This is a genomic window from Mesorhizobium sp. M0184 (genome assembly GCF_040322215.1).
Classification (GTDB): domain Bacteria; phylum Pseudomonadota; class Alphaproteobacteria; order Rhizobiales; family Rhizobiaceae; genus Mesorhizobium.
In genome coordinates this window covers 155,347-175,320 of sequence record NZ_JAMYSZ010000012.1, presented here as the reverse complement: position 1 = coordinate 175,320, position 19,974 = coordinate 155,347, and the positions used below count along the sequence as shown (strand labels likewise).

General features: G+C 61.4%; 22 protein-coding genes and 1 pseudogene. 18 read left to right on the top strand and 5 right to left on the bottom strand.

Annotated features, from left to right (window positions below):
- Positions 1-33: 33 nt before the first annotated feature.
- Together NKJ23_RS17295 and NKJ23_RS17290 are read right to left on the bottom strand one after the other, a co-directional pair.
- Positions 34-150 (bottom strand): annotated as a pseudogene (locus NKJ23_RS17295) (alpha/beta hydrolase); the annotation flags it as partial.
- 28 nt (positions 151-178) lie between these two features.
- Positions 179-1,000 carry an SDR family oxidoreductase gene (locus tag NKJ23_RS17290; RefSeq protein WP_352457508.1) on the bottom strand — a complete coding sequence of 274 codons (822 nt, stop codon included), beginning with the start codon at positions 998-1,000 and terminating at the stop codon, positions 179-181.
- Positions 1,001-1,215: 215 nt separating this feature from the next.
- Here NKJ23_RS17290 and NKJ23_RS17285 point away from each other — a divergent pair, with 215 nt between their 5' ends.
- The 6 genes from NKJ23_RS17285 (at position 1,216) to NKJ23_RS17260 (ending at position 5,951) form a co-directional block, all read left to right on the top strand.
- Complete coding sequence (locus NKJ23_RS17285; protein WP_023675106.1) at positions 1,216-2,250, top strand: cysteine synthase A; 1,035 nt, start codon at positions 1,216-1,218, stop codon at positions 2,248-2,250.
- A complete protein-coding gene (locus NKJ23_RS17280) occupies positions 2,250-2,993 on the top strand; it encodes an alanyl-tRNA editing protein (RefSeq protein ID WP_352681314.1) in 744 nt (247 codons plus the stop codon). Before NKJ23_RS17285 ends, NKJ23_RS17280 begins: the two co-directional genes overlap by 1 nt.
- Positions 2,994-3,028: 35 nt before the next feature.
- Positions 3,029-3,880: a 3-mercaptopyruvate sulfurtransferase gene (sseA, locus tag NKJ23_RS17275; RefSeq protein ID WP_023675104.1), complete on the top strand. Its 852-nt coding sequence runs from the start codon at positions 3,029-3,031 to the stop codon at positions 3,878-3,880.
- Between the two features lie 5 nt (positions 3,881-3,885).
- The gene (locus NKJ23_RS17270; protein ID WP_352448953.1) at positions 3,886-4,449 is read left to right on the top strand and encodes a GNAT family N-acetyltransferase; all 564 of its coding nucleotides are present in this window, start codon (positions 3,886-3,888) and stop codon (positions 4,447-4,449) included.
- Positions 4,450-4,599: 150 nt separating this feature from the next.
- On the top strand, positions 4,600-5,406 hold the full coding sequence (gene dapB / locus NKJ23_RS17265; protein ID WP_352568589.1) for a 4-hydroxy-tetrahydrodipicolinate reductase: 807 nt from the start codon (positions 4,600-4,602) through the stop codon (positions 5,404-5,406).
- 77 nt (positions 5,407-5,483) lie between these two features.
- On the top strand, positions 5,484-5,951 hold the full coding sequence (locus NKJ23_RS17260) for a DUF1203 domain-containing protein (RefSeq protein WP_352457506.1): 468 nt from the start codon (positions 5,484-5,486) through the stop codon (positions 5,949-5,951).
- Between the two features lie 248 nt (positions 5,952-6,199).
- On the opposite strand, the gene ald is transcribed toward NKJ23_RS17260, so the two are convergent.
- Positions 6,200-7,315: an alanine dehydrogenase gene (gene ald / locus NKJ23_RS17255; RefSeq protein WP_023675100.1), complete on the bottom strand. Its 1,116-nt coding sequence runs from the start codon at positions 7,313-7,315 to the stop codon at positions 6,200-6,202.
- A 156-nt stretch (positions 7,316-7,471) separates the two neighbouring features.
- On the opposite strand from ald, the gene NKJ23_RS17250 reads away from it, so the two are divergent.
- A complete protein-coding gene (locus tag NKJ23_RS17250) occupies positions 7,472-7,945 on the top strand; it encodes an Lrp/AsnC family transcriptional regulator (RefSeq protein ID WP_023675099.1) in 474 nt (157 codons plus the stop codon).
- A gap of 12 nt (positions 7,946-7,957) precedes the next feature.
- Here NKJ23_RS17250 and NKJ23_RS17245 read toward each other — a convergent pair whose 3' ends face one another.
- Positions 7,958-8,560 carry a 5-formyltetrahydrofolate cyclo-ligase gene (locus NKJ23_RS17245; protein ID WP_502902543.1) on the bottom strand — a complete coding sequence of 201 codons (603 nt, stop codon included), beginning with the start codon at positions 8,558-8,560 and terminating at the stop codon, positions 7,958-7,960.
- Positions 8,561-8,794: 234 nt separating this feature from the next.
- Here NKJ23_RS17245 and NKJ23_RS17240 point away from each other — a divergent pair, with 234 nt between their 5' ends.
- The 7 genes from NKJ23_RS17240 to NKJ23_RS17210 all read left to right on the top strand — a co-directional run bounded on the left by NKJ23_RS17240 (position 8,795) and on the right by NKJ23_RS17210 (position 15,203).
- Positions 8,795-10,060 (top strand): NAD(P)/FAD-dependent oxidoreductase, encoded by a 1,266-nt coding sequence (locus NKJ23_RS17240; RefSeq protein WP_352681340.1) that lies wholly within the window; start codon positions 8,795-8,797, stop codon positions 10,058-10,060.
- A gap of 131 nt (positions 10,061-10,191) precedes the next feature.
- Entirely contained in the window at positions 10,192-12,171 is a 1,980-nt protein-coding gene (locus NKJ23_RS17235) for a bifunctional 2',3'-cyclic-nucleotide 2'-phosphodiesterase/3'-nucleotidase (RefSeq protein WP_352681310.1), read from the top strand.
- Positions 12,172-12,358: 187 nt separating this feature from the next.
- Positions 12,359-12,493 (top strand): hypothetical protein, encoded by a 135-nt coding sequence (locus NKJ23_RS17230; RefSeq protein ID WP_352681308.1) that lies wholly within the window; start codon positions 12,359-12,361, stop codon positions 12,491-12,493.
- Positions 12,494-12,595: 102 nt separating this feature from the next.
- Positions 12,596-12,883, top strand: coding sequence for a Dabb family protein (locus NKJ23_RS17225; protein WP_352621726.1), 288 nt, complete (start codon positions 12,596-12,598; stop codon positions 12,881-12,883).
- 96 nt (positions 12,884-12,979) lie between these two features.
- Complete coding sequence (locus tag NKJ23_RS17220) at positions 12,980-13,867, top strand: VOC family protein (RefSeq protein ID WP_352681306.1); 888 nt, start codon at positions 12,980-12,982, stop codon at positions 13,865-13,867.
- Positions 13,864-14,715, top strand: a complete 852-nt coding sequence (gene kdsA / locus NKJ23_RS17215) for a 3-deoxy-8-phosphooctulonate synthase (protein WP_352681304.1) — start codon at positions 13,864-13,866, stop codon at positions 14,713-14,715. The genes NKJ23_RS17220 and kdsA overlap by 4 nt, the downstream gene beginning before the upstream one ends.
- 122 nt (positions 14,716-14,837) lie before the next feature.
- Positions 14,838-15,203 (top strand): PRC-barrel domain-containing protein, encoded by a 366-nt coding sequence (locus NKJ23_RS17210; RefSeq protein WP_023675091.1) that lies wholly within the window; start codon positions 14,838-14,840, stop codon positions 15,201-15,203.
- Positions 15,204-15,280: 77 nt separating this feature from the next.
- On the opposite strand, the gene NKJ23_RS17205 is transcribed toward NKJ23_RS17210, so the two are convergent.
- The gene (locus NKJ23_RS17205) at positions 15,281-15,403 is read right to left on the bottom strand and encodes a hypothetical protein (protein ID WP_084642452.1); all 123 of its coding nucleotides are present in this window, start codon (positions 15,401-15,403) and stop codon (positions 15,281-15,283) included.
- 202 nt (positions 15,404-15,605) lie between these two features.
- On the opposite strand from NKJ23_RS17205, the gene eno reads away from it, so the two are divergent.
- The 4 genes from eno to NKJ23_RS17185 all read left to right on the top strand — a co-directional run bounded on the left by eno (position 15,606) and on the right by NKJ23_RS17185 (position 19,966).
- Complete coding sequence (eno, locus tag NKJ23_RS17200) at positions 15,606-16,880, top strand: phosphopyruvate hydratase (RefSeq protein ID WP_352681302.1); 1,275 nt, start codon at positions 15,606-15,608, stop codon at positions 16,878-16,880.
- A 134-nt stretch (positions 16,881-17,014) separates the two neighbouring features.
- On the top strand, positions 17,015-17,335 hold the full coding sequence (locus NKJ23_RS17195; protein WP_023675088.1) for an FtsB family cell division protein: 321 nt from the start codon (positions 17,015-17,017) through the stop codon (positions 17,333-17,335).
- Between the two features lie 222 nt (positions 17,336-17,557).
- On the top strand, positions 17,558-18,547 hold the full coding sequence (pdhA, locus tag NKJ23_RS17190) for a pyruvate dehydrogenase (acetyl-transferring) E1 component subunit alpha (RefSeq protein WP_352681338.1): 990 nt from the start codon (positions 17,558-17,560) through the stop codon (positions 18,545-18,547).
- Between the two features lie 15 nt (positions 18,548-18,562).
- On the top strand, positions 18,563-19,966 hold the full coding sequence (locus NKJ23_RS17185; protein ID WP_352681300.1) for a pyruvate dehydrogenase complex E1 component subunit beta: 1,404 nt from the start codon (positions 18,563-18,565) through the stop codon (positions 19,964-19,966).
- The last annotated feature ends 8 nt before the right edge of the window (positions 19,967-19,974 follow it).

Genomic DNA, 19,974 nt, shown 5'->3' with positions numbered 1-19,974 from the left:
CCTTACCACCGCCTCGATCCACACGACGGTCCGCTACGCGAGGAAAGCCGTGGTCGATGGCGACAGCGCGTCGCCGGCAATGACGTGGTTGTCCGGGTCGCCGGTATCGTCGACCGGCACCAATTCATGTGCGGCGCCCCAGCGACCCGCAAACACGATCGCTCGCCCATCACCGATCCTACTCGACTGGCGGCTTGCGGTCGAAATTCAGTGGCCGCGCATTCCAGCGGGTGACCGTGCTGATCACCCATCGGCAGAACGGCCTCGGCAGCATCCTGAGCAACTTCAGCGTCCAACTCAGGCGGCGTGGGAAAGTGACTTCGAAGCCGCCGTATTCGATGCCTTGCGCGATGCGGCGCGAGGCCAGATTGACCGGCATCAAGCCCGGCATCGGCAGGAAGTTCTTTTCGGTCAGCCGCGTGTCGACAAAGCCCGGATTAATCACCTGGATGCGGACGTTCATCTTGTCGAAATCGTATTTCAGCGACTCGGCCAGGATATTGACCGCCGCCTTGGTGCCGCCATAGGCGGCGGTGGTGGGCCAGCCGAAATAGGCGGTAACCGAACCGATCAGCACGACATGGCCGCGCGAGCGCACGCGCATGCGTTCGATGACTGGCAGCAGGCCATTGATGATGCCAAAATAATTGACTTCGAAAGACCGACGGAAATTGCGCGCCACAAGATCCTCGCCCGGCGTTGCGATATAGCTTCCAGCGTTGAACACTGCCAACACGATCGGACCGAGATCTTTCTCGATCGCTGCAACCGTCTTCGCCATGCGTTTTTCGTCGGTCACGTCGCAAGGATAGGCTGCGACACGGCCCGCCATCTGCGCCGTTTCGACGATGAGAGTATCGATCGGATGGTCATCTGGCGCAGTCACCGCGACGACATAGCCCCGAGCGGCAAGATCCTTGGCCAGCGAACGGCCGATACCGCTGCTGCCGCCCGTAATCCAGGCGACGCCATGCTTCGGATTGGCCCGATAGAGTGTCATGTTGCGCCCCGCCGGCTCTTCTTAGCCTGTGCTCTACCGGTGAAGAAATCGAATGAAAAGAGTGCTTTTCGGTACATGGTTGAAATGAATACCGGTAGGGCGCTCCTGGCTGCAGGAATTGCAGTGTGCGAAATGCGACTGGACCAGGCAAATTCTTGCCTTGAAACCGAAGCTTCGGGTTTCTAGGGTTTCGCCGCACCCACAAAGGAATCTCCATGCCCCGTTCTGTGATCGACGTGATCGGCAACACGCCCCTGATCCGCCTCAACAAGGCCTCGGAAGCAACCGGCTGCGAGATCCTGGGCAAGGCCGAATTCATGAATCCCGGGCAGTCGGTAAAGGACCGCGCCGGCCTGTTTATCATCCGCGATGCGGAGCAGCGCGGGCTGCTGCGGCCCGGCGGCGTCATCGTCGAGGGGACGGCCGGAAATACCGGCATCGGATTGACACTGGTTGCCAAGGCGCTCGGCTACCGCACGGTGATCGTCATTCCCGACACCCAGAGCCAGGAGAAGAAGGATACAATCAAACTGCTCGGCGCCGAGCTGATCGAAGTGCCCGCCGTGCCTTACAAGAACCCGAACAACTACGTGAAGCTGTCGGGCCGGCTGGCCGAGCAGATGGCGAAGAGCGAGCCGAATGGCGCGATCTGGGCCAACCAGTTCGACAATGTCGCCAACCGTGACGGCCATATCCGCACCACGGCCGAAGAAATCTGGAACCAGACCGACGGCAAGGTGGATGGTTTCGTGTCGGCGGTCGGTTCCGGCGGCACTCTGGCAGGCGTCGGTTTCGGGCTGAAGGCCAAAAACAACCAGGTCAAGATCGCGCTGGCCGATCCGCTGGGGGCAGCGCTCTATTCCTTCTACACCAGCGGCGAGCTGAAATCCGAGGGCAGTTCGATCACCGAAGGCATCGGGCAGGGGCGGATCACCGCCAACCTCCAAGGCTTTACACCCGATTTTGCCTTCCAGATCCCCGACGAGGACGCGCTGCCGATCGTATTCGACCTGATCCAGGAGGAGGGGCTTTGCGTTGGCGGTTCGACGGGCATCAACATTGCCGGCGCCATTCGCCTGGCGCGCGAGCTAGGCCCCGGCCACACCATCGTGACCATGCTTTGCGACTACGGCACGCGCTACCAGTCGAAGCTGTTCAATCCTGAATTCCTGCGCGAAAAGAAGCTGCCGGTGCCGGGCTGGATGGAGCAACAGAGCACGATTTCGGTACCGTTCGAAAGGGTTGCGTGATGGCGCACAAGACCGAAGCGCTGTTTCGTGACGACGCCTATCTGGGGACGGCCGACGCCACCGTCGTCGCAGTCAATGATCGCGGCGGCATCATTCTGGACCGGACGGTGTTTTACGCCACATCGGGCGGGCAGCCGGGCGACACCGGCAGCCTCGAACGCGCCGACGGCACCGGCATAGCGATTGCCGCTACGATCACCGGCGAAACCAAGGACGAGATCATCCATGTGCCGGCGCCGGAGCAGGCAGTTCCAAAGGTGGGCGAGCGCATGAGGCTCGCCATCGACTGGCCGCGGCGGCAGTTGCTGATGCGCATGCATTCTGCCTGCCACCTGCTTACCGTCGTCTGTCCGTTCCCGATCACCGGCGCCGCGGTTTCCGAGGACGACAGCCGTATCGATTTCGACATCCCGGACGCCGGCTTTACCAAGGAAGACGTGACGGCCAGACTGATGGAGCTGGTGCGAGCCGACCACCCGATCTTCACCCGGCTCATTTCCGACGAGGAACTGGCATCCAATCCGGGCTTGGTGAAATCCAAGAATGTGCGGCCCCCGGCCGGCACGGGAAGGATCCGATTGGTCTGCATCGGCGAGAACGCTTCGATCGACAGCCAGCCTTGCGGCGGCACCCATATAAAGAGCACCAGCGAAATCGGCGAGATCCATATCGGCAAGATCGAGAAGAAGGGCCGCGAGAACCGGCGCTTCCGCATTCGCTTTGGTCCTATGCCGCCAGCCTGATATAGGACTGCGACGGACGGGACAGGAGAGAAAAGATGGCCGACGACAGTCCTTTCACCATCGATGCCGATTGGTTACAGAAGCGGCTCGGCGAACCCGGCCTGACGATTGTCGACGCGTCCTGGTATCTGCCGGCGCAAAAGCGTGACGCGCGCGCCGAGTACGACGTAGCGCATATTCCAGGCGCCCGCTTCCTCGACCAGGATGCGGTTTCGGACCCCGACGCGGCTCTGCCGCACACGCTGCCGTCGCCGCAGCATTTCGCGCAATATGTCGGCGCGATGGGTATTTCGGCCGATGACACGATTGTTGTCTATGACGGGCCAGGGTTCTTTTCTGCACCGCGCGCCTGGTGGTTGTTTCGCGTCATGGGCGTGTTCCAGGTCTATATACTCGACGGCGGCTTCGATCGTTGGAAAGCCGCCGGACGGCCGGTGACTGCGGAGCCGACGAAGATCGCGCCTTGCGTGTTTTATGCCAACTTCGATGCCGCCCGCGTCGCCAGCCTTGCCGACATGCGCCGGATCGTCGAGACGGGGGAGAGCCAGATCGCCGACGCGCGCTCGCCTGGCCGTTTTGCCGGCACCGAGCCGGAGCCGCGCCCCGGCATCCGCTCCGGCCATATGCCGGGCGCGCACAACGTGCCGTTTTCGGCGCTTTCGGAAAACGGCGAATTGTTGCCGAAGGACAGGCTGCGCAAAGTGATCGAAGGAGCCGGCATCGACCTGTCGAAGCCGGTCGTCACCTCCTGCGGGTCGGGCGTCACCGCGGCAGCCGTCACGCTAGCTTTGGAGACGCTTGGCCATGCCGACAACAGGCTTTATGACGGTTCATGGACCGAATGGGGCGGGCTTTCCGACACGCCTGTCGTGACGGGCAAGGACTGACGGTGATGGAAGACGGATCGCTGGAAGACATCGATGTCACCGTGACGTTTCTCGAAATGCATGTGCCGCCTGCCTATTCGCCGCCGCTGCCGTACAACCGCCAGATCGCGCTGCTCAAGACCAAAGACATTCCCCTGCATTTCTACCGCTATTTGATGGATCGGGTCGGCCGCAAATGGCACTGGGTCAATGTTTTGAGGCTGAGCGACGAGGAGCTTGCGGCGGGCATCCACCGCGAGGACCGCGACATCAGGGTGCTTTATCTGGATGGTGCGCCGGCCGGCTTCTTCGACCTCAAGCCGCATTTGCCGGAGGAAGTGGAACTCGCTTATTTCGGAATGATGGAGCACGCGACCGGGCAAGGCATCGGCCGCTGGTTCCTCGGTGCGGCAATCGCCGCAGCCTGGTCGCACGGGCCAAAGCGGGTGACGGTGCAGACCTGCACCCTCGATCACCCAGCAGCACTGCCGCTCTATCAAAAACTCGGCTTTACGCCAGTGGCGCAAAAAAAGGAGGTCGTACATCCGATGTCTTTTGCCGAGCGCGCGGCCAGCGTCATGCGGCCCTGATTTTCAGGCCCGTTCATCCGAGCTTCAGCTTGTCTTTGCAATGTCCCAGAGTCTCTGGATCAACACTCAAAGGCGAGCCCGACTTGAATGAGCTTGGCTCTTTCCATATCGCTATCGTCTAAAAACCGATGGGTGATGGAGGATCGCACGATGGCAATACGCGTGGTAATGGCCGGCGCGACCGGCTGGGTCGGCAAAGCGCTGGTTCCGGCGATCGGGGCGCAAGGCGACATGGCGCTGGCCGGGGCTGTATCACGCAGCGGCGCGGGGCAGGATTCCGGTCTGCTGGTTGGTATGCCGGCTAATGGTATTGCCGTTTCGGCCTCGCTGGCCGAGGCGCTGGAGGCGCCGTCGGACGTGCTGGTCGACTTCACCAAGCCGCATGTCGTGAAAGACCATGTGCTGCTCGCCATCGACAACGGACGGCACACGGTGATCGGCACGTCGGGACTGGGAGCTGCCGACTATGCCGAGATCGACGCCGCGGCGCGCGCCAATGGCGTCGGCGTTGTTGCCGCTGGCAACTTTTCCATCACCGCCACGCTGATGAAGCGGTTTGCACTTATGGCGGCAAAATACGTGCCGGATGTCGAGGTCATCGATTATGCTAGTGCAAAGAAGCCCGACGCGCCCTCCGGAACCGCACGAGAGCTTGCTGAAGCGCTGGCCGACATCCGCAAGGCCTCAACGGCAAAGCCGGTCTCCGAGGTCTCCGGCGTGCCGGCCACACGCGGTGGTGCGGTCGGCGCAGGCGAGGGGGTGCAAGTGCACGCGCTTCGCCTGCCGTCCTACATCCTGTCCTGCGAGGCGCTGTTCGGTCTGCCAGACGAGCGGCTGACCATACGCCACGACGCCGGCTCGTCCGCGGCGCCTTACGTGGCGGGCACGCTGCTCGCCATCAGACGGGTACAGCAGGTCAAAGGTCTGGTTCGTGGTCTCGACGCGCTGATGGATTGATCCATTTCGGCAGGAATCGGGTGGGAAGCTCTGTCTTGCGAGCATAATTTCCGGTCAACGACACCGGAGATTTTGCCATGACGCTAAAATTCAAAGCCTTGCCAACCAATGCTGTCCGGGCACTTCAGCGCGGCGGGCCGGATGCTTATGGCTTGAAGCCAGAGCGGCAAATTTCGGATGGCGACGGCGTGCCTTGCCGTCATTGCTTGAAAAATATTGCTGTGGGAGAAGCCTATCTTGTTTTGGCCTATCGGCCTTTTCCGGAGCTGCAGCCTTATGCCGAAACGGGGCCGATCTTTCTGCATGCGAAAGAATGCGAACGCGCCGCCGAGGGGAAAATGCTTCCCGAAATGCTCGAAAGCAGCGATTACATTGTGCGCGGTTATGGCAAGGACGACCGCATCGTTTACGGCAGCGGCGGCGTCATTCCGACCGACGCCATTGCCGCACGGGCAGAGACGTTGTTCGAACGCGACGACATCGCTTACGTCCACATCCGCTCGGCGCGCAACAATTGCTATCAGTGCCGGATCGACCGCGCGTAACCGGACAGGCTGCACCGGCTTGGGGCTGTCGTACTCCCGTCGCATACAAGCGGTAGAAACACACTGTCGATCGATTTGCCGACCGCGGATGAACCGGCGGGAATTTTCGACAACCGAGGAAGCGGGGCTTTGGCTCCGCTTTTTTGTTGTCCGGTTATTCCGCGCGCCCGACACTTTTCAGTTTTTCGACATAAGAAAAAACCCGTCGGACGAATCCAACGGGCACTGGAGAGGCAGATTCGGACAGCTCAGGCGGCGAGAACGGCCTTCGGCTCGACCAGGTCGTAACCGAGCGCTTCGGCCACTGCGCGATTCGTGATCTTGCCCTTGTGGACGTTCAGCCCGTTGCGCAGATGGTGGTCGTCTACCAGCGCCTTGAGGCCCTTGTCGGCGAGCTGCAGGCCGTAATGCAGCGTCGCATTATTGAGCGCGTGGGCCGAGGTGACCGGCACCGCACCCGGCATGTTGGCGACGCAATAGTGGATGACGCCGTCGACCTCATAGGTCGGCTCGGCATGGGTGGTGGCGTGCGAGGTCTCGAAGCAGCCGCCCTGGTCGATGGCGACGTCGACCAGCACGGCGCCTTTCTTCATGCCCGACAGCATTTCGCGCGTCACCAGCTTGGGCGCTGCTGCCCCCGGGATCAGCACGGCGCCGACGACGATGTCAGCCGAAAAACATTCTTCCTCCAGCGCCTCGACGGTCGAGTAGCGGGTGTGGACGCGGCCGCCAAAGATGTCGTCGAGCTGACGCAGGCGCGGGATCGAGCGGTCAATGATGGTGACGTCGGCGCCAAGGCCGGCGGCCATCCGTGCAGCATGCAGGCCGACGACGCCGCCACCGAGCACAGTGACCTTGCCGGGGAGCACGCCGGGCACGCCGCCAAGTAGCACGCCGCGGCCACCATTGGCCTTTTGCAGCGCCGTTGCGCCCGCCTGGATCGACAGGCGGCCGGCGACTTCCGACATCGGTGCTAGCAGCGGCAGACCGCCGCGCTCGTCGGTGACGGTCTCGTAGGCTATTGCGGTCACGCCGGAGGCCAGCAGGCCCTTGGTCTGCTCCGGATCCGGGGCAAGATGCAGATAGGTGTAGAGGATCTGGCCGTCGCGGAGCTGAACCCATTCGTTGGGCTGCGGCTCCTTGACCTTCACGATCATGTCAGACTTGGCAAAAACGTCGGCGGCCGTTTTGGCAATCGTGGCGCCGGCGGCGCGATACGCGTTGTCATCGGCGCCGATGCCGGCGCCGGCGCCGGTCTCGATCAGCACTTCATGGCCATGCGCGACATATTCACGGACCGAACCCGGTGTCAGGCCGACGCGGTATTCATGGTTCTTGATTTCCCGGGGGCAACCGACGCGCATTGTTTTCTCCTGATCCGGCCCTTTGGGGCTCGTTCCCTGTCTAGAGATAGTGAACCACGAATCGTTCGGTAAGTGTTTGCGAATGCGCTTGCCAGAGAGGCCACTGTTCGATAATCGTTGCGCAAAACATTAGAATTATCGCAGGAACCCGCAAAAATGCCGCTCGACAGGATTGATATCGCCATTCTCGAGACGCTGCAGAAAGACGGGCGGATACCCAACGCAGCGCTCGCCGAGAAGGTTGGCCTGTCGCAGTCGGCCTGTTCGCGGCGGCTGGACAATCTGGAGAAATCCGGAACCATCCGCGGCTATCACGCACGGCTGTCCAACGCTGCACTTGGGCACCAGATGACGGCGATCGTGCATATATCGCTGTCCGGGCAATTCGAGAAGACGTTGTCGGATTTCGAGGCAGCGATAAAGCGCTGCCCGAACGTCCTATCCTGCCATTTGATGTCGGGCGAATATGACTACATCCTGCGCATCGCGGCAAAGGATCTCGTCGACTACGAACGCATCCACAAGGAGTGGCTGTCGGCAATGCCGCATGTGACGAAGATCAATTCGTCTTTTGCCTTGCGCGAAATCGTCGATCGCACGGCCGTGGGAATGAAACCTGAACTCGCCTAGGCCCGAACTCGCCTAGGTGTTGACTGCCTCGGTCACCACACGGTCCATCGGAATGTCGTGCGGCTGCGGGTAGATGGTGACGATGCGCTGCAGTTCGTAGCCGACGCCGACGACCAGCGGTTTGAAGGGCATCGCGGCAAGCGTGCGATCGAAGAAGCCGCCGCCATAACCCAGGCGAAACTGCCCGGGATCGATGCCGACGATCGGCGAAATGACGATGTCGGGCAACACCGGATCGCCGTCAGCCGGTATCGGGATATTCCAGACGCCCTTCTCCAGCCGGTCTCCGTGGGTATAGGCGCGAAAGACAAGCGGCCGGTCTTTCTCGACGACGACGGGCAACGCCGTGCGCCCGCCCCGCGCGTTAACGGTTTCCATCCACGGGCGCAGGTCCGGCTCGCCGCGAAACGGCCAATAGAGGCTGACCATGCGGCCGGCGATGTCGCCGATCACCGCGTCGAGCCCTTCGGCAATGCGCTGCGACATGGCTGCGCGCGTGTCGGCCGAAACGGCAAGGCGGGATACGATCAACCGCTCGCGCTCGGCCTTGCGCCAGCGCCTTACGTTGGTCCAGTCGGAGAGCGGCGCTTGGAACTCCGGATCAAGTTCGTGCATAAAACAAGGCGGCGAGGCGTACTGCGCTGGGTCATCATCTTCATTCCTAGCCATGCTTCACCTACAATATACTGTTCCAACCAAGTCGTATCCGGGACGTAAGCTATATCCGGGAATGAGTCTGCAGCATGCGTATTCACGACATCAAGAGACGAGTCCCAGGCAGTTGCAGCGCAGGCATTGCTGCCCTGCACAACGATACTTACATCAGCCTTGGCGAGAGGGATGAGTGAGATAAACATAGCCAACCATCACGTCGTCGTCGTAGGCGCCGGTTTCGGCGGCCTCGAATTCACCCGCGCACTTGCCGGCGCGCCGGTGCGCATCACCATGATCGACAGGCGCAATCATCACCTCTTTCAGCCGCTGCTCTATCAGGTGGCGACGACGGCCCTGGCCACCTCCGAAGTGGCTTGGCCGATCCGCCATCTCCTGCGCAGGCGCAAGGACGTGACGACGCTGCTTGCCACCGTGACTGGCATCGACCGCACCGGCAAGCGCGTGCTGCTGCAGGACGGCGGCACGGTCGCTTACGACACGCTGGTGCTGGCCACCGGCGCGCGGCACGCCTATTTCGGCCATGACGAATGGGAGCCATTCGCCCCGGGCCTGAAGACACTGGAGGACGCCACCACCATTCGACGGCGTATTCTTTTGGCTTTCGAGCAGGCCGAGCGGGAAACCGATCCCGCCCAGCGCCAGGCACTGCTGACGCTGGCGATCGTCGGCGGCGGGCCGACCGGCGTGGAATTGGCCGGCACGATTGCCGAACTGGCGCATGACACGCTGCGCGGCGAGTTCCGCAACATCGACACGCGGCGGACGCGTGTGGTGCTGATTGAGGCCGGCGACCGCGTTCTTGCCAATTTCGCGCCGGAACTCTCCGATTATGCAATGAAGGCGCTCGAACGGCTCGGCGTGACCGTCGAACTCGGCCGAGCGGTTACGCGCTGCGATGCTGAGGGTGTCGTCTTCGGCGACAGGCATTTGCCGGCCAGGACAATTCTTTGGGCGGCGGGCGTAGCCGCTTCGCCGGCCGCCGAATGGCTCGGCGCGGCAGCGGACCGCGCGGGCAGAGTGCTTGTCGAGCCCGACCTGAGTGCGCCGGGAAACCCGGAGATTTTCGTCATCGGTGACGCAGCGCACGTCCTGCGGCCGGATGGCCGGCTGGTGCCGGGCGTCGCGCCCGCCGCCAAGCAGCAGGGACGGCACGTCGCCACGGCGATCAAGGCAAGGCTTGCCGGTGACGCGACACCGCGTCCTTTCAGCTACAGGCATGACGGCGATTTGGCGACGATAGGCAAGCGCGCGGCGGCCATCGATTTCGGCTGGATCAAGCTTACCGGCCGGCTTGCCTGGTGGCTATGGGGCTTGGCGCATATTTACTTCCTGATCGGCTTTCGTAACCGGCTTGCGGTTTCCCTGAGTTGGCTATGGATCTACTTCACCGGTCAGCGCAGCGCGCGGCTGATCACCCAGGGCGACGACGATAAGGGCTGATTGTTCGCTGCCGGACATTCATCGGCGCGTCACCTCCTCTTGATGGAATCGGCTTCTGGACTCGGCTGGATTTCGGCGCGAAGCTTTGCTTCGGGCAGGACTTGTCACGTCGTGGAAGGAAGAGAGAACGAATGTCCCAATTGCGCCACCTCGTCTCACGCCGCGATTTCCTCGCCGGCGTTGCCGCCAGCGGAGCGCTGATCATGCTGCACCCGTTCTCCGCCCGGGCTCAAGCCAATCAGGCGCATCTGAGGATTATGGAGACGACCGACATCCACGTGAATGTGCTGCCTTACGACTACTACGCCGACAAAGCTAACGACACGATGGGGCTGTCGCGAACGGCATCGTTGATTGAAGCCGTGCGCAAGGAAGCAACCAACGCGATGCTGATCGATAATGGCGACCTTCTGCAAGGCAACCCGATGGGCGACTACATCGCCTACGAAAGGGGGATGAAGGACGGCGATCTGCATCCGGTCATGAAGGGCATGAACCTGCTCGGCTACGAATGCTCGACGCTCGGCAACCACGAGTTCAACTACGGCCTGTCGTTCATGGACAAGGTGCTGGCCGGTGCCAATTTCCCGTTTGTCTGCGCGAATTTGATCCGCGGCACGGAGCTCGCCGCGAACGCGCGCGACGACAAGCTTTATCTCAAGCCTTACGTCATCCTCGACAGGAAGATCAAAGACGGGTCGGGCGCCGAGCAACCGATCAGGATCGGCATCATCGGCTTCGTGCCGCCGCAGATCATGGTCTGGGACCTGAAAAATCTCGAGGGCAGTGTCAAGACGCGCGACATCGTCGAGGCGGCCAAGGCGTGGGTGCCGCAAATGAAGGAAGAAGGCGCCGACATCGTCATTGCGCTCTCCCATTCCGGCATCGACGTGAAGCAAAGCGACATGATGGAGAACGCCTCCTTCTTCGTTGCCGGTGTCGAAGGTATCGATGCGGTGTTCACCGGCCACCAGCATCTGGTCTTCCCCGGCAAGAAGGACTTTCAGTCGCTGGACGCCGTCGATACGGCGAAAGGCACGTTGCAAGGCAAGCCCGCCGTCATGGCCGGCTTCTGGGGCTCGCACATGGGGCTGATCGATCTGTTGCTGGAGCGCGACGGATCGACGTGGAAAATCGTTTCGACGACCTCTGAGGCCAGGCCGATCTTTGAGCGGGTCGACAAGACGAACAAGCCGACCGTCGCGGACGACCAGCGCATCGTCGACGCGCTCAAACAGGACCACGAGGCGACGCTTGCCTATGTGCGCCGGCCGGTCGGCAAAACCTCGGCGCCGCTCTATTCCTATTTTGCGCTGGTCGCCGACGATCCATCGGTGCAGATCGTCAGCCAGGCGCAGACCTGGTACTTGAAGGACATCCTGAAGAACACCGAGTGGAAGGATATGCCGCTGCTGTCGGCGGCGGCACCGTTTAAGGCGGGCGGGCGCAACGGCGCCGACTATTACACCGACGTGCCGGTGGGCGATATCGCCATAAAGAACGTCGCCGACCTCTATCTCTATCCAAACACGGTGCGCGCCGTCGAAATCACCGGGGCAGAGGTGAAGGAATGGCTGGAAATGTCGGCCGGCATCTTCAACCGGATCGAACCGGGCAAAGCCGACCAGGCGCTCATCAACACCGACTTCCCGTCTTATAATTTCGACGTGATCGACGGCGTCACCTACCGGATCGACCTGTCGCAGCCGCCGAAATATGATTCGAAGGGCGGGCTGGTGAATGCTGGCTCGACCCGCATCATTGACTTGATGTTCGACGGCAAACCAATTGGTCCCAAGCGGAAATTCGTCGTCGCCACCAACAACTACCGAGCCGGCGGCGGCGGCAATTTCCCGGAGATCAATGCCTCGAAGATCATCTACGAAGCGCCCGACACCAACCGCGACGTGATCGTGCGCTACATCGTCAGCGAAGGCACCATCAACCCGTCGGCGGACGCCAACTGGTCGTTTGCGCCACTACCGGGAACCAGCGTCGTGTTCGAGACTGGCGCCAAGGCGAGAGAGTTTATTGCGCAAGTGAAGTCGCTGACGATCGAGCCGGCGGGCGAGGGCGAAGCGGGGTTTTCCAAGTACCGCATCACGCTTTGAGGCAAGGCGGGAAGCGGTCGTCGAAGCCGAGCGGGGTTATCTTTCCAAGCCGCCCTGCAGCGGTAGCGCCATTCTGGCCAGCAAGCATCGCAGCAGACAGACCACAGAGGCCGTTAAAATTCGGGGAGGTTCCCAGCAGGGCCGGAATCACTATGGTTGCAACCACCCATATGCGCTAGTTTTAGCCATGCGTTATGTCATCATCATCACTGCCGTCACCTTTTTCCTGATCTGGGACGGCATTTACAACCAAGGCCGCTACCTCGACAGGACCATCAGGGAGGTGACCCGCGTCGTGCACTATGTAACCAGTATGGTGTAGTTTCTCTTCCTCGCCACGGTTCGCCGACGCGACATCCTGCCGATTGACGGCACGCTCCCGCTGACACAAAAGAACGCCGGTCCAACGGTCCAGGAGGCTGGGTTGATCCGGCATATCGTTTTCTTCAGCGCGCGGCGTAAAGTGGACGTCGAGGCAGTGCGTACGGGTCTGCTGGCGCTCGGCAAGATACCCCACTCGCGCCATTTCGAGGTAACGCTCAACACCAAGGTCGACCCGCTCTCGGATGAGATCGATGTGGTCGTCTACGCCGAGTTCGAGGACGAAGCGGCGCTCGCCGCCTACAAGGCGCATCCGCTCTATGCAGAGACGACCAGCCGGGTCAAACCGCTGCGCGAATTGCGTTATTCGGCCGACATCGTTGCAAGTTGACGAGCCGCCGTCCCCTACGCGCTGATGTGGTCTTTCCGCTGAGGCGTCGGCCAAGCCCTTGAACGATTTTCAGGAATGAGGCACATCGCGCGGGACATGACAGAGGACACCCCCGCAAGGCCTCATCCGCTCGATCACCTGGTGCTGCCGACAGCGAGCCTCGATGTTGCGCGGGCGCGCTTGACCTTGCTCGGCTTTACCGTTGCGCCGACAGGTATCCACCCTTTCGGAACCGAAAACTGCTGTGTCTTCCTCACCGACGGCACCTATCTCGAGCCGCTCGCGGTCGCTGACCGGCAGGCCGCGGCAACGGCGATCGCGAACCGCAATGTCTTTGTCGTGCGTGATCGCACGTATCGCGAAGAAAACGGCGATGAAGGATTTTCTGCCGTGGCGCTGGGCACCGAAAGCGCCGCCGCTGACCACGCGCGCTACATGGAAGCCGGTCTGTCGGCGGGAGACGCGCTAAGCTTTTCGCGCGCCTTCACCGATGCGACGGGAAAGAGCGACACCGCATCGTTCAAACTGGCCTTCGCGGCTACAGGCAAGGCAACGGACGCTTTTCTCTTCGCCTGCGAGCGGATCAATGCGCCGAACGTCGACCGCACTGCGTTGCAGGCCCACGCTAATGGCGCAACCGGCATTGTCGAAATCGTGGCAGCCAGTGGCGAACCCTTCGAACAACGCAATGTGATTTCGATCGCGGCTGGGATCAAGGCGCAGGGCGGCGGCACTGTCTATGAGCTGCCGAATGCCGTCGTGACCGTTCTGGATCCTGCAGCCTATTCGGCACGCTTCGGCATTCCTGCCGGCGCGCCATCTGAACTCCGCTTTGCTGGGATCGTCTTTTCGGTTAGGCACGGCGACACCGTCGCCAAGCTGCTTGCAGCCAATTCTGTCGAACACCACATGCGCGGCGGTGATATCATCGTGCCGCCGGCGCCAGGGCAGGGCGCAGCCTTCATCTTCCGGGAGATCGCATGAACAAGCTCAATCCACTGATGCCAAACTCCTCCGTTGCGGTCGGGAAGGTCATTTTCGGCAACAGCACGCCCCTGTCGCTGATCGCCGGTCCATGCCAGCTGGAATCGCGGCAGCACGCTTTCGACATGGCTGGTGCGCTAAAGGAATTGACTGAAAGGCTCGGCATCGGACTCGTCTACAAGACCAGCTACGACAAGGCCAATCGCACATCGCTTGGCGGCACGCGCGGTGCGGGACTTGAAGCGGCAATGCCGATCTTCGACGACTTGCGCAAGAATTTTTCGCTGCCGATCCTGACCGACGTCCACACTGAGGAACAATGCGCGATCGTCGCTCTTCATGCCGATATCCTGCAGATTCCTGCCTTCCTCAGCCGCCAGACCGATTTGCTGATTGCTGCGGCAAAAACCGGCAAGGTGGTCAATGTGAAGAAGGGGCAATTCCTCGCGCCGTGGGACATGAAGAACGTCGTCGCCAAAATCATCGGCTCCGGCAACGCCAATGTCTTGGTCACCGAGCGCGGCGCATCCTTTGGTTACAACACCCTGGTGTCCGACATGCGGGCGCTGCCGATCATGGCCGAGATCGGCGCGCCGGTGATTTTCGATGCCACCCATTCCGTGCAGCAGCCGGGTGGGCAGGGCGGTTCGTCTGGAGGCGACCGGCGCTTTGTCGAGACGCTGGCGCGCGCGGCCGTCGCGGTTGGCGTCGCCGGCGTCTTCATCGAGACGCACCAGGACCCCGACAACGCGCCTTCCGACGGTCCCAACATGGTGCCGCTAAAGGATCTTCCCGCATTGCTTGAACGGCTCATGGCGTTCGATCGCATTGCCAAAAGCGTGGGTTGAACCAGCAGTTGCGCCACAGCAGCGCCGCCAGGAAAACTTTGAAGAATTTCGAACCCGCCTGGAACCTTAGCCCGCGGCCCTCATTGTCAAAATCTAATGTCAACGACGACGAGGAGCACACCATGACGACCCAGACGGGACACACCGAAGCCATCGCCGCTTCGCGGGTTATCGGCACATCGGTCTACAATACGGAAGGCACTCATATCGGCGACATCGAGGACGTCATGCTCGACAAACTGTCGAACGGAATCATGTTTGCCGTGATCGGTTTTGGCGGATTTCTCGGCATCGGCGAGAAATACCACGCCATTCCGTGGGCGAGCCTTGACTATGATGAGAACAAGGGCGGCTATGTCGTGCCGTTCACCAAAGACCAGCTGATGGCCGCTCCTTCCTATTCGATCAACGAGCTGACCGGCGCCGACGGCGAGGCCGCGCGTGACGCCTCATACAACTACTACAAGGTCGAGCCTTACTGGCACTGACCTTACTGGCACTGACTAAGTCTCCTGGAATCAAAAAGGCCCCCGGGAAATCGGGGGCCTTTCGATGTGGCGGGATGCTACTGCGCAATCTGCAGGGCCGGCAAAGGCGACGATCCCTGCGGGGGTTGCTGATTGTCGCACGACGTCAGGAACGCAGCCGCGATCAGGAACAAACTCACAATACCGCTCAACTGGGACATGGCGAAACTCCTCCTGTTTCGCCCCGCGCGACAACAGCCATAAACCAGAAACCGGCATGCCGCGTATGACAAATGATGACAGCGCTTCGTGCTTCGTGAATCCGTAGCGCACGGGCAATATTTGCAAGTGCCCCGATTGCGTTTTGCGGCGCTTTGGCTAAGAGGTGCGCGACGCTTCAATCGATCAATCGGGGACATCGCAATGACGGCCATCATCGACATTGTCGGGCGTGAAATCCTGGACAGCCGCGGAAATCCGACCGTGGAGGTCGACGTCGTGCTCGAAGACGGCTCGATGGGTCGCGCCGCGGTGCCGTCCGGCGCCTCGACCGGCGCGCATGAGGCGGTCGAACTGCGCGATGGCGGCCCCCGCTATCTCGGCAAGGGCGTGCTCACGGCGGTCGAGGCGGTGAACGGCGAGCTGTTCGAGGCGATCGGCGGCATGGAGGCAGAGAATCAGATCCATATCGACCAGACCATGATCGAGCTCGATGGTACGCCCAACAAGAGCCGGCTCGGCGCCAATGCCGTCCTCGGCGTGTCGCTGGCTGTGGCCAAGGCCGCGGCCGAAGCGGCCGACCTGCCGCTCTATCGTTATGTCGGCGGCACCAAGGCCCATGTGCTGCCGGTGCCTATGATGAACATCATCAATGGCGGCGCGCATGCCGACAACCCGATCGATTTCCAGGAATTCATGATCCTGCCGATCGGCGCGCCGACGCTGCGCGACGGCGTGCGCTGGGGCTCGGAGATCTTTCATACGCTGCGAAAGAAGCTGAAGGACGCCGGCCATAACACCAATGTCGGCGACGAGGGCGGCTTTGCCCCCAACCTGAAGAGCGCGCCGGCCGCGCTCGACTTCATCATGGAATCGATCGAGCAGGCCGGCTTCAAGCCTGGCGAGGAGGTTGCGCTAGGCCTCGACTGCGCGGCGACCGAATTCTTCAAGGACGGCAACTACGTCTATGAAGGCGAGAGGAAAACCCGCGACCCGAAGGCGCAGGCCAGATATCTGGCCAAACTCGCTGCCGACTACCCGATCATCACCATTGAGGACGGCCTGGCCGAGGATGACTGGGACGGTTGGAAAATACTGACTGATCTCATCGGCAAGCAAACGCAGCTGGTTGGCGACGATCTGTTCGTCACCAACACGGCGCGGCTGCGCGACGGCATCCGCATGGGTGTCGCCAATTCGATCCTGGTCAAGGTCAACCAGATCGGCTCGCTTACCGAGACGCTCGACGCCGTCGAGACCGCGCACAAGGCCGGCTATACCGCGGTGATGTCGCACCGCTCGGGCGAGACCGAGGATTCGACCATCGCCGACCTCGCCGTTGCCACCAATTGCGGGCAGATCAAGACGGGCTCGCTGTCGCGCTCGGATCGCATGGCCAAGTACAACCAGCTCATCCGCATTGAGGAGGAGCTCGGCAAGCAGGCGCGATATGCCGGCAAGTCGATCGTGAAAAGCTGATTTCGAGAGAAAATCCGTGGCGACGAGGGCGGGGACATTCCTGCCCTTTTTTGCTTCCAGGCTCTGAATCCAACAGGTTGTAACCGTCCATTAAGCACAATCGGGCGACAAAGGCGGCGTAGAGGATTCGGACCATGTGGACACGCCAGCACAAGCAAAGAAACACCGGCCGGCTGATCATCCCCTCGCTCTGCGTGGTGTTCCTGACTTATTTCGGTTTCCATGCCTATCATGGCGAGTTCGGCATCTATTCCAAGTATCAGCTCGAAGCTGAGACTGCCGAATTGCAGGGCAGGCTCGATGCCGTCAGGGCGCGCCGGATCGATCTCGAGCGCCGCGTTCAGCTGATGCATGAAGGCACGCTGGAGAAGGACATGCTGGACGAGCAGGCGCGCAAGGCGCTTAATCTGTCCCACGCCGACGAGATCACCATCATGCTGCCGGTCGCAAGATAACCTGATCTCAGTTAATCAGCGATATTTGCAATGATTTTAATTGCTTAGATGCATGACAGCCATGCGTTTTCGGCATGGCGAAAGCCTTCCCTGCATGTTAGCCTGCCTCAAATCGGTGGGAGAACTGATCTCCCTCGCTGTCCGCCAAGAGACGCCAACAGGGAGTGATGCATGGCCACCGCCACCAGAAAAGCGCCTGCCAAATCCAAATCAGACGGCAAGATGCCGGGCCTTTCCACCCCGAAGCCTGTTGAATTCACCAAAGACCAGGAGCTTGCCGCCTACCGGCACATGCTGCTCATCCGCCGCTTCGAGGAAAAGGCCGGCCAGCTTTACGGCATGGGCTTCATCGGCGGTTTCTGCCACCTCTACATCGGCCAGGAAGCGGTCGTTACCGGCATGAAGATGGCGCTGATCGACGGCGACCAGATGATCACCGCCTATCGCGACCATGGTCATATGCTGGCCATGGAGTTGTCACCGCGCGGCGTCATGGCCGAACTGACCGGGCGCCGTAGCGGCCTGTCGAGAGGCAAGGGCGGCTCCATGCACATGTTCTCCAAGGAGAAGCATTTTTACGGCGGCCACGGCATCGTCGGCGCGCAAGTGTCGCTCGGCACCGGCATTGCCTTCGCCAACCGCTATCGCGGCAACAACAATGTGACGCTGACCTATTTCGGCGATGGCGCGGCGAACCAGGGCCAGGTCTACGAAAGCTTCAACATGGCCTCGCTGTGGAAGCTTCCGGTGATCTACATCATCGAGAACAACCGCTACGCCATGGGCACCTCGGTCTCGCGCTCGTCGGCCGAGACGGATTTCTCGCACCGCGGCGCGTCCTTCAAGATTCCAGGCATCCAGGTCGACGGCATGGATGTGCGCGCTGTAAAGGCAGCCGGCGACCTCGCCGCCGAATGGTGCCGCGCCGGCAACGGGCCGCTCATTCTCGAAATGCAGACCTATCGTTACCGCGGCCATTCGATGTCGGATCCGGCAAAATACCGCTCCAAGGAAGAAGTGCAGAAAATGCGCTCCGAACGTGACCCGATCGAGCAGGTCAAAGCGCGGCTGCTCGACAAGAAATGGGCAAGCGAGGACGAGCTCAAGGCCATCGACAAGGAAGTCCGCGACATTGTCGCCGATGCCGCAGAATTTGCCCAGAACGACGCGGAGCCGGATCCGTCCGAGCTCTGGACCGACATCGTACTTTAACGAGAGGGCAAGGACATGCCGATCGAAATTCTCATGCCCGCCCTCTCGCCGACCATGGAAGAGGGTAATGTTTCCAAGTGGTTGAAGAAAGAGGGCGACAAGGTCGCGGCGGGTGACGCCATTGCCGAGATTGAGACCGACAAGGCAACGATGGAAGTCGAAGCCGTGGACGACGGCACGCTTGCCAAGATCGTGGTTCCTGCCGGCACCGAGGGTGTCAAAGTCAACACGCTGATCGCCGTGCTGGCCGTCGATGGCGAAGATATCGACGAGGCAGGCGAAGGCATTGGCGAGGAGGCTGTCGAGTCGCAAGCGGCAGCGCCCGCGGCTGCTCCGCCCCCCGTTGCTGCTCCGGCCAAGAGCGAAGCGGCAGCACCTGTTGCCGCCTCGCCCAAGCTGGAAATTGCCGCCGATCCGGACATCCCGGCCGGCACCGAAATGGTCTCGACCACAGTGCGTGAAGCCTTGCGCGATGCAATGGCGGAGGAAATGCGCCGCGACGGCGACGTCTTTGTCATGGGCGAGGAGGTTGCCGAGTACCAGGGAGCCTACAAGATCACGCAAGGCCTGTTGCAGGAATTCGGTCCGCGGCGCGTGGTCGACACGCCGATCACCGAGCACGGCTTTGCCGGCGTTGGTGTTGGCGCGGCGATGGCCGGCCTGAAGCCGATCGTCGAATTCATGACCTTCAACTTCGCCATGCAGGCGATCGACCAGATCATCAATTCAGCCGCCAAGACGCTCTATATGTCCGGCGGCCAGATGGGCGCCCCGATCGTCTTTCGCGGCCCGAACGGCGCTGCTGCCCGCGTCGCCGCGCAGCATTCGCAGTGCTATGCCGCCTGGTACAGCCATATTCCCGGCTTGAAGGTGGTGATGCCTTATACCGCCGCCGACGCCAAGGGTCTGCTCAAGGCGGCGATCCGCGATCCGAACCCGGTCATCTTCCTCGAAAACGAAATCCTTTACGGCCACTCCTTCGACGTGCCGAAGATGGACGATTTCGTGTTGCCGATCGGCAAGGCGCGCATTCACAAATCCGGCAAGGACGTGACCATCGTCTCGTTCGGCATCGGCATGACCTACGCGCTAAAGGCGGAGGCGGAGTTGCGCGGCATGGGCATCGATGCCGAGATCATCGACTTGCGCACCATCCGCCCGCTCGACTTCGACACCATCATCGCCTCGGTCAAAAAGACCAATCGCCTCGTGGTGGTCGAGGAAGGCTTTCCGCAGAACTCGGTCGGCGACCATATCGCCAATCAGGTCTCGCAGCGCGCCTTCGATTTCCTCGATGCACCGGTCATTACAATTGCCGGCAAGGACGTGCCGATGCCCTATGCGGCGAACCTCGAAAAGCTGGCGCTGCCCAATGTCGGCGAGGTCGTCGAGGCGGTCAAAGCCGTCACGTATCGCTGAGCAGGGCG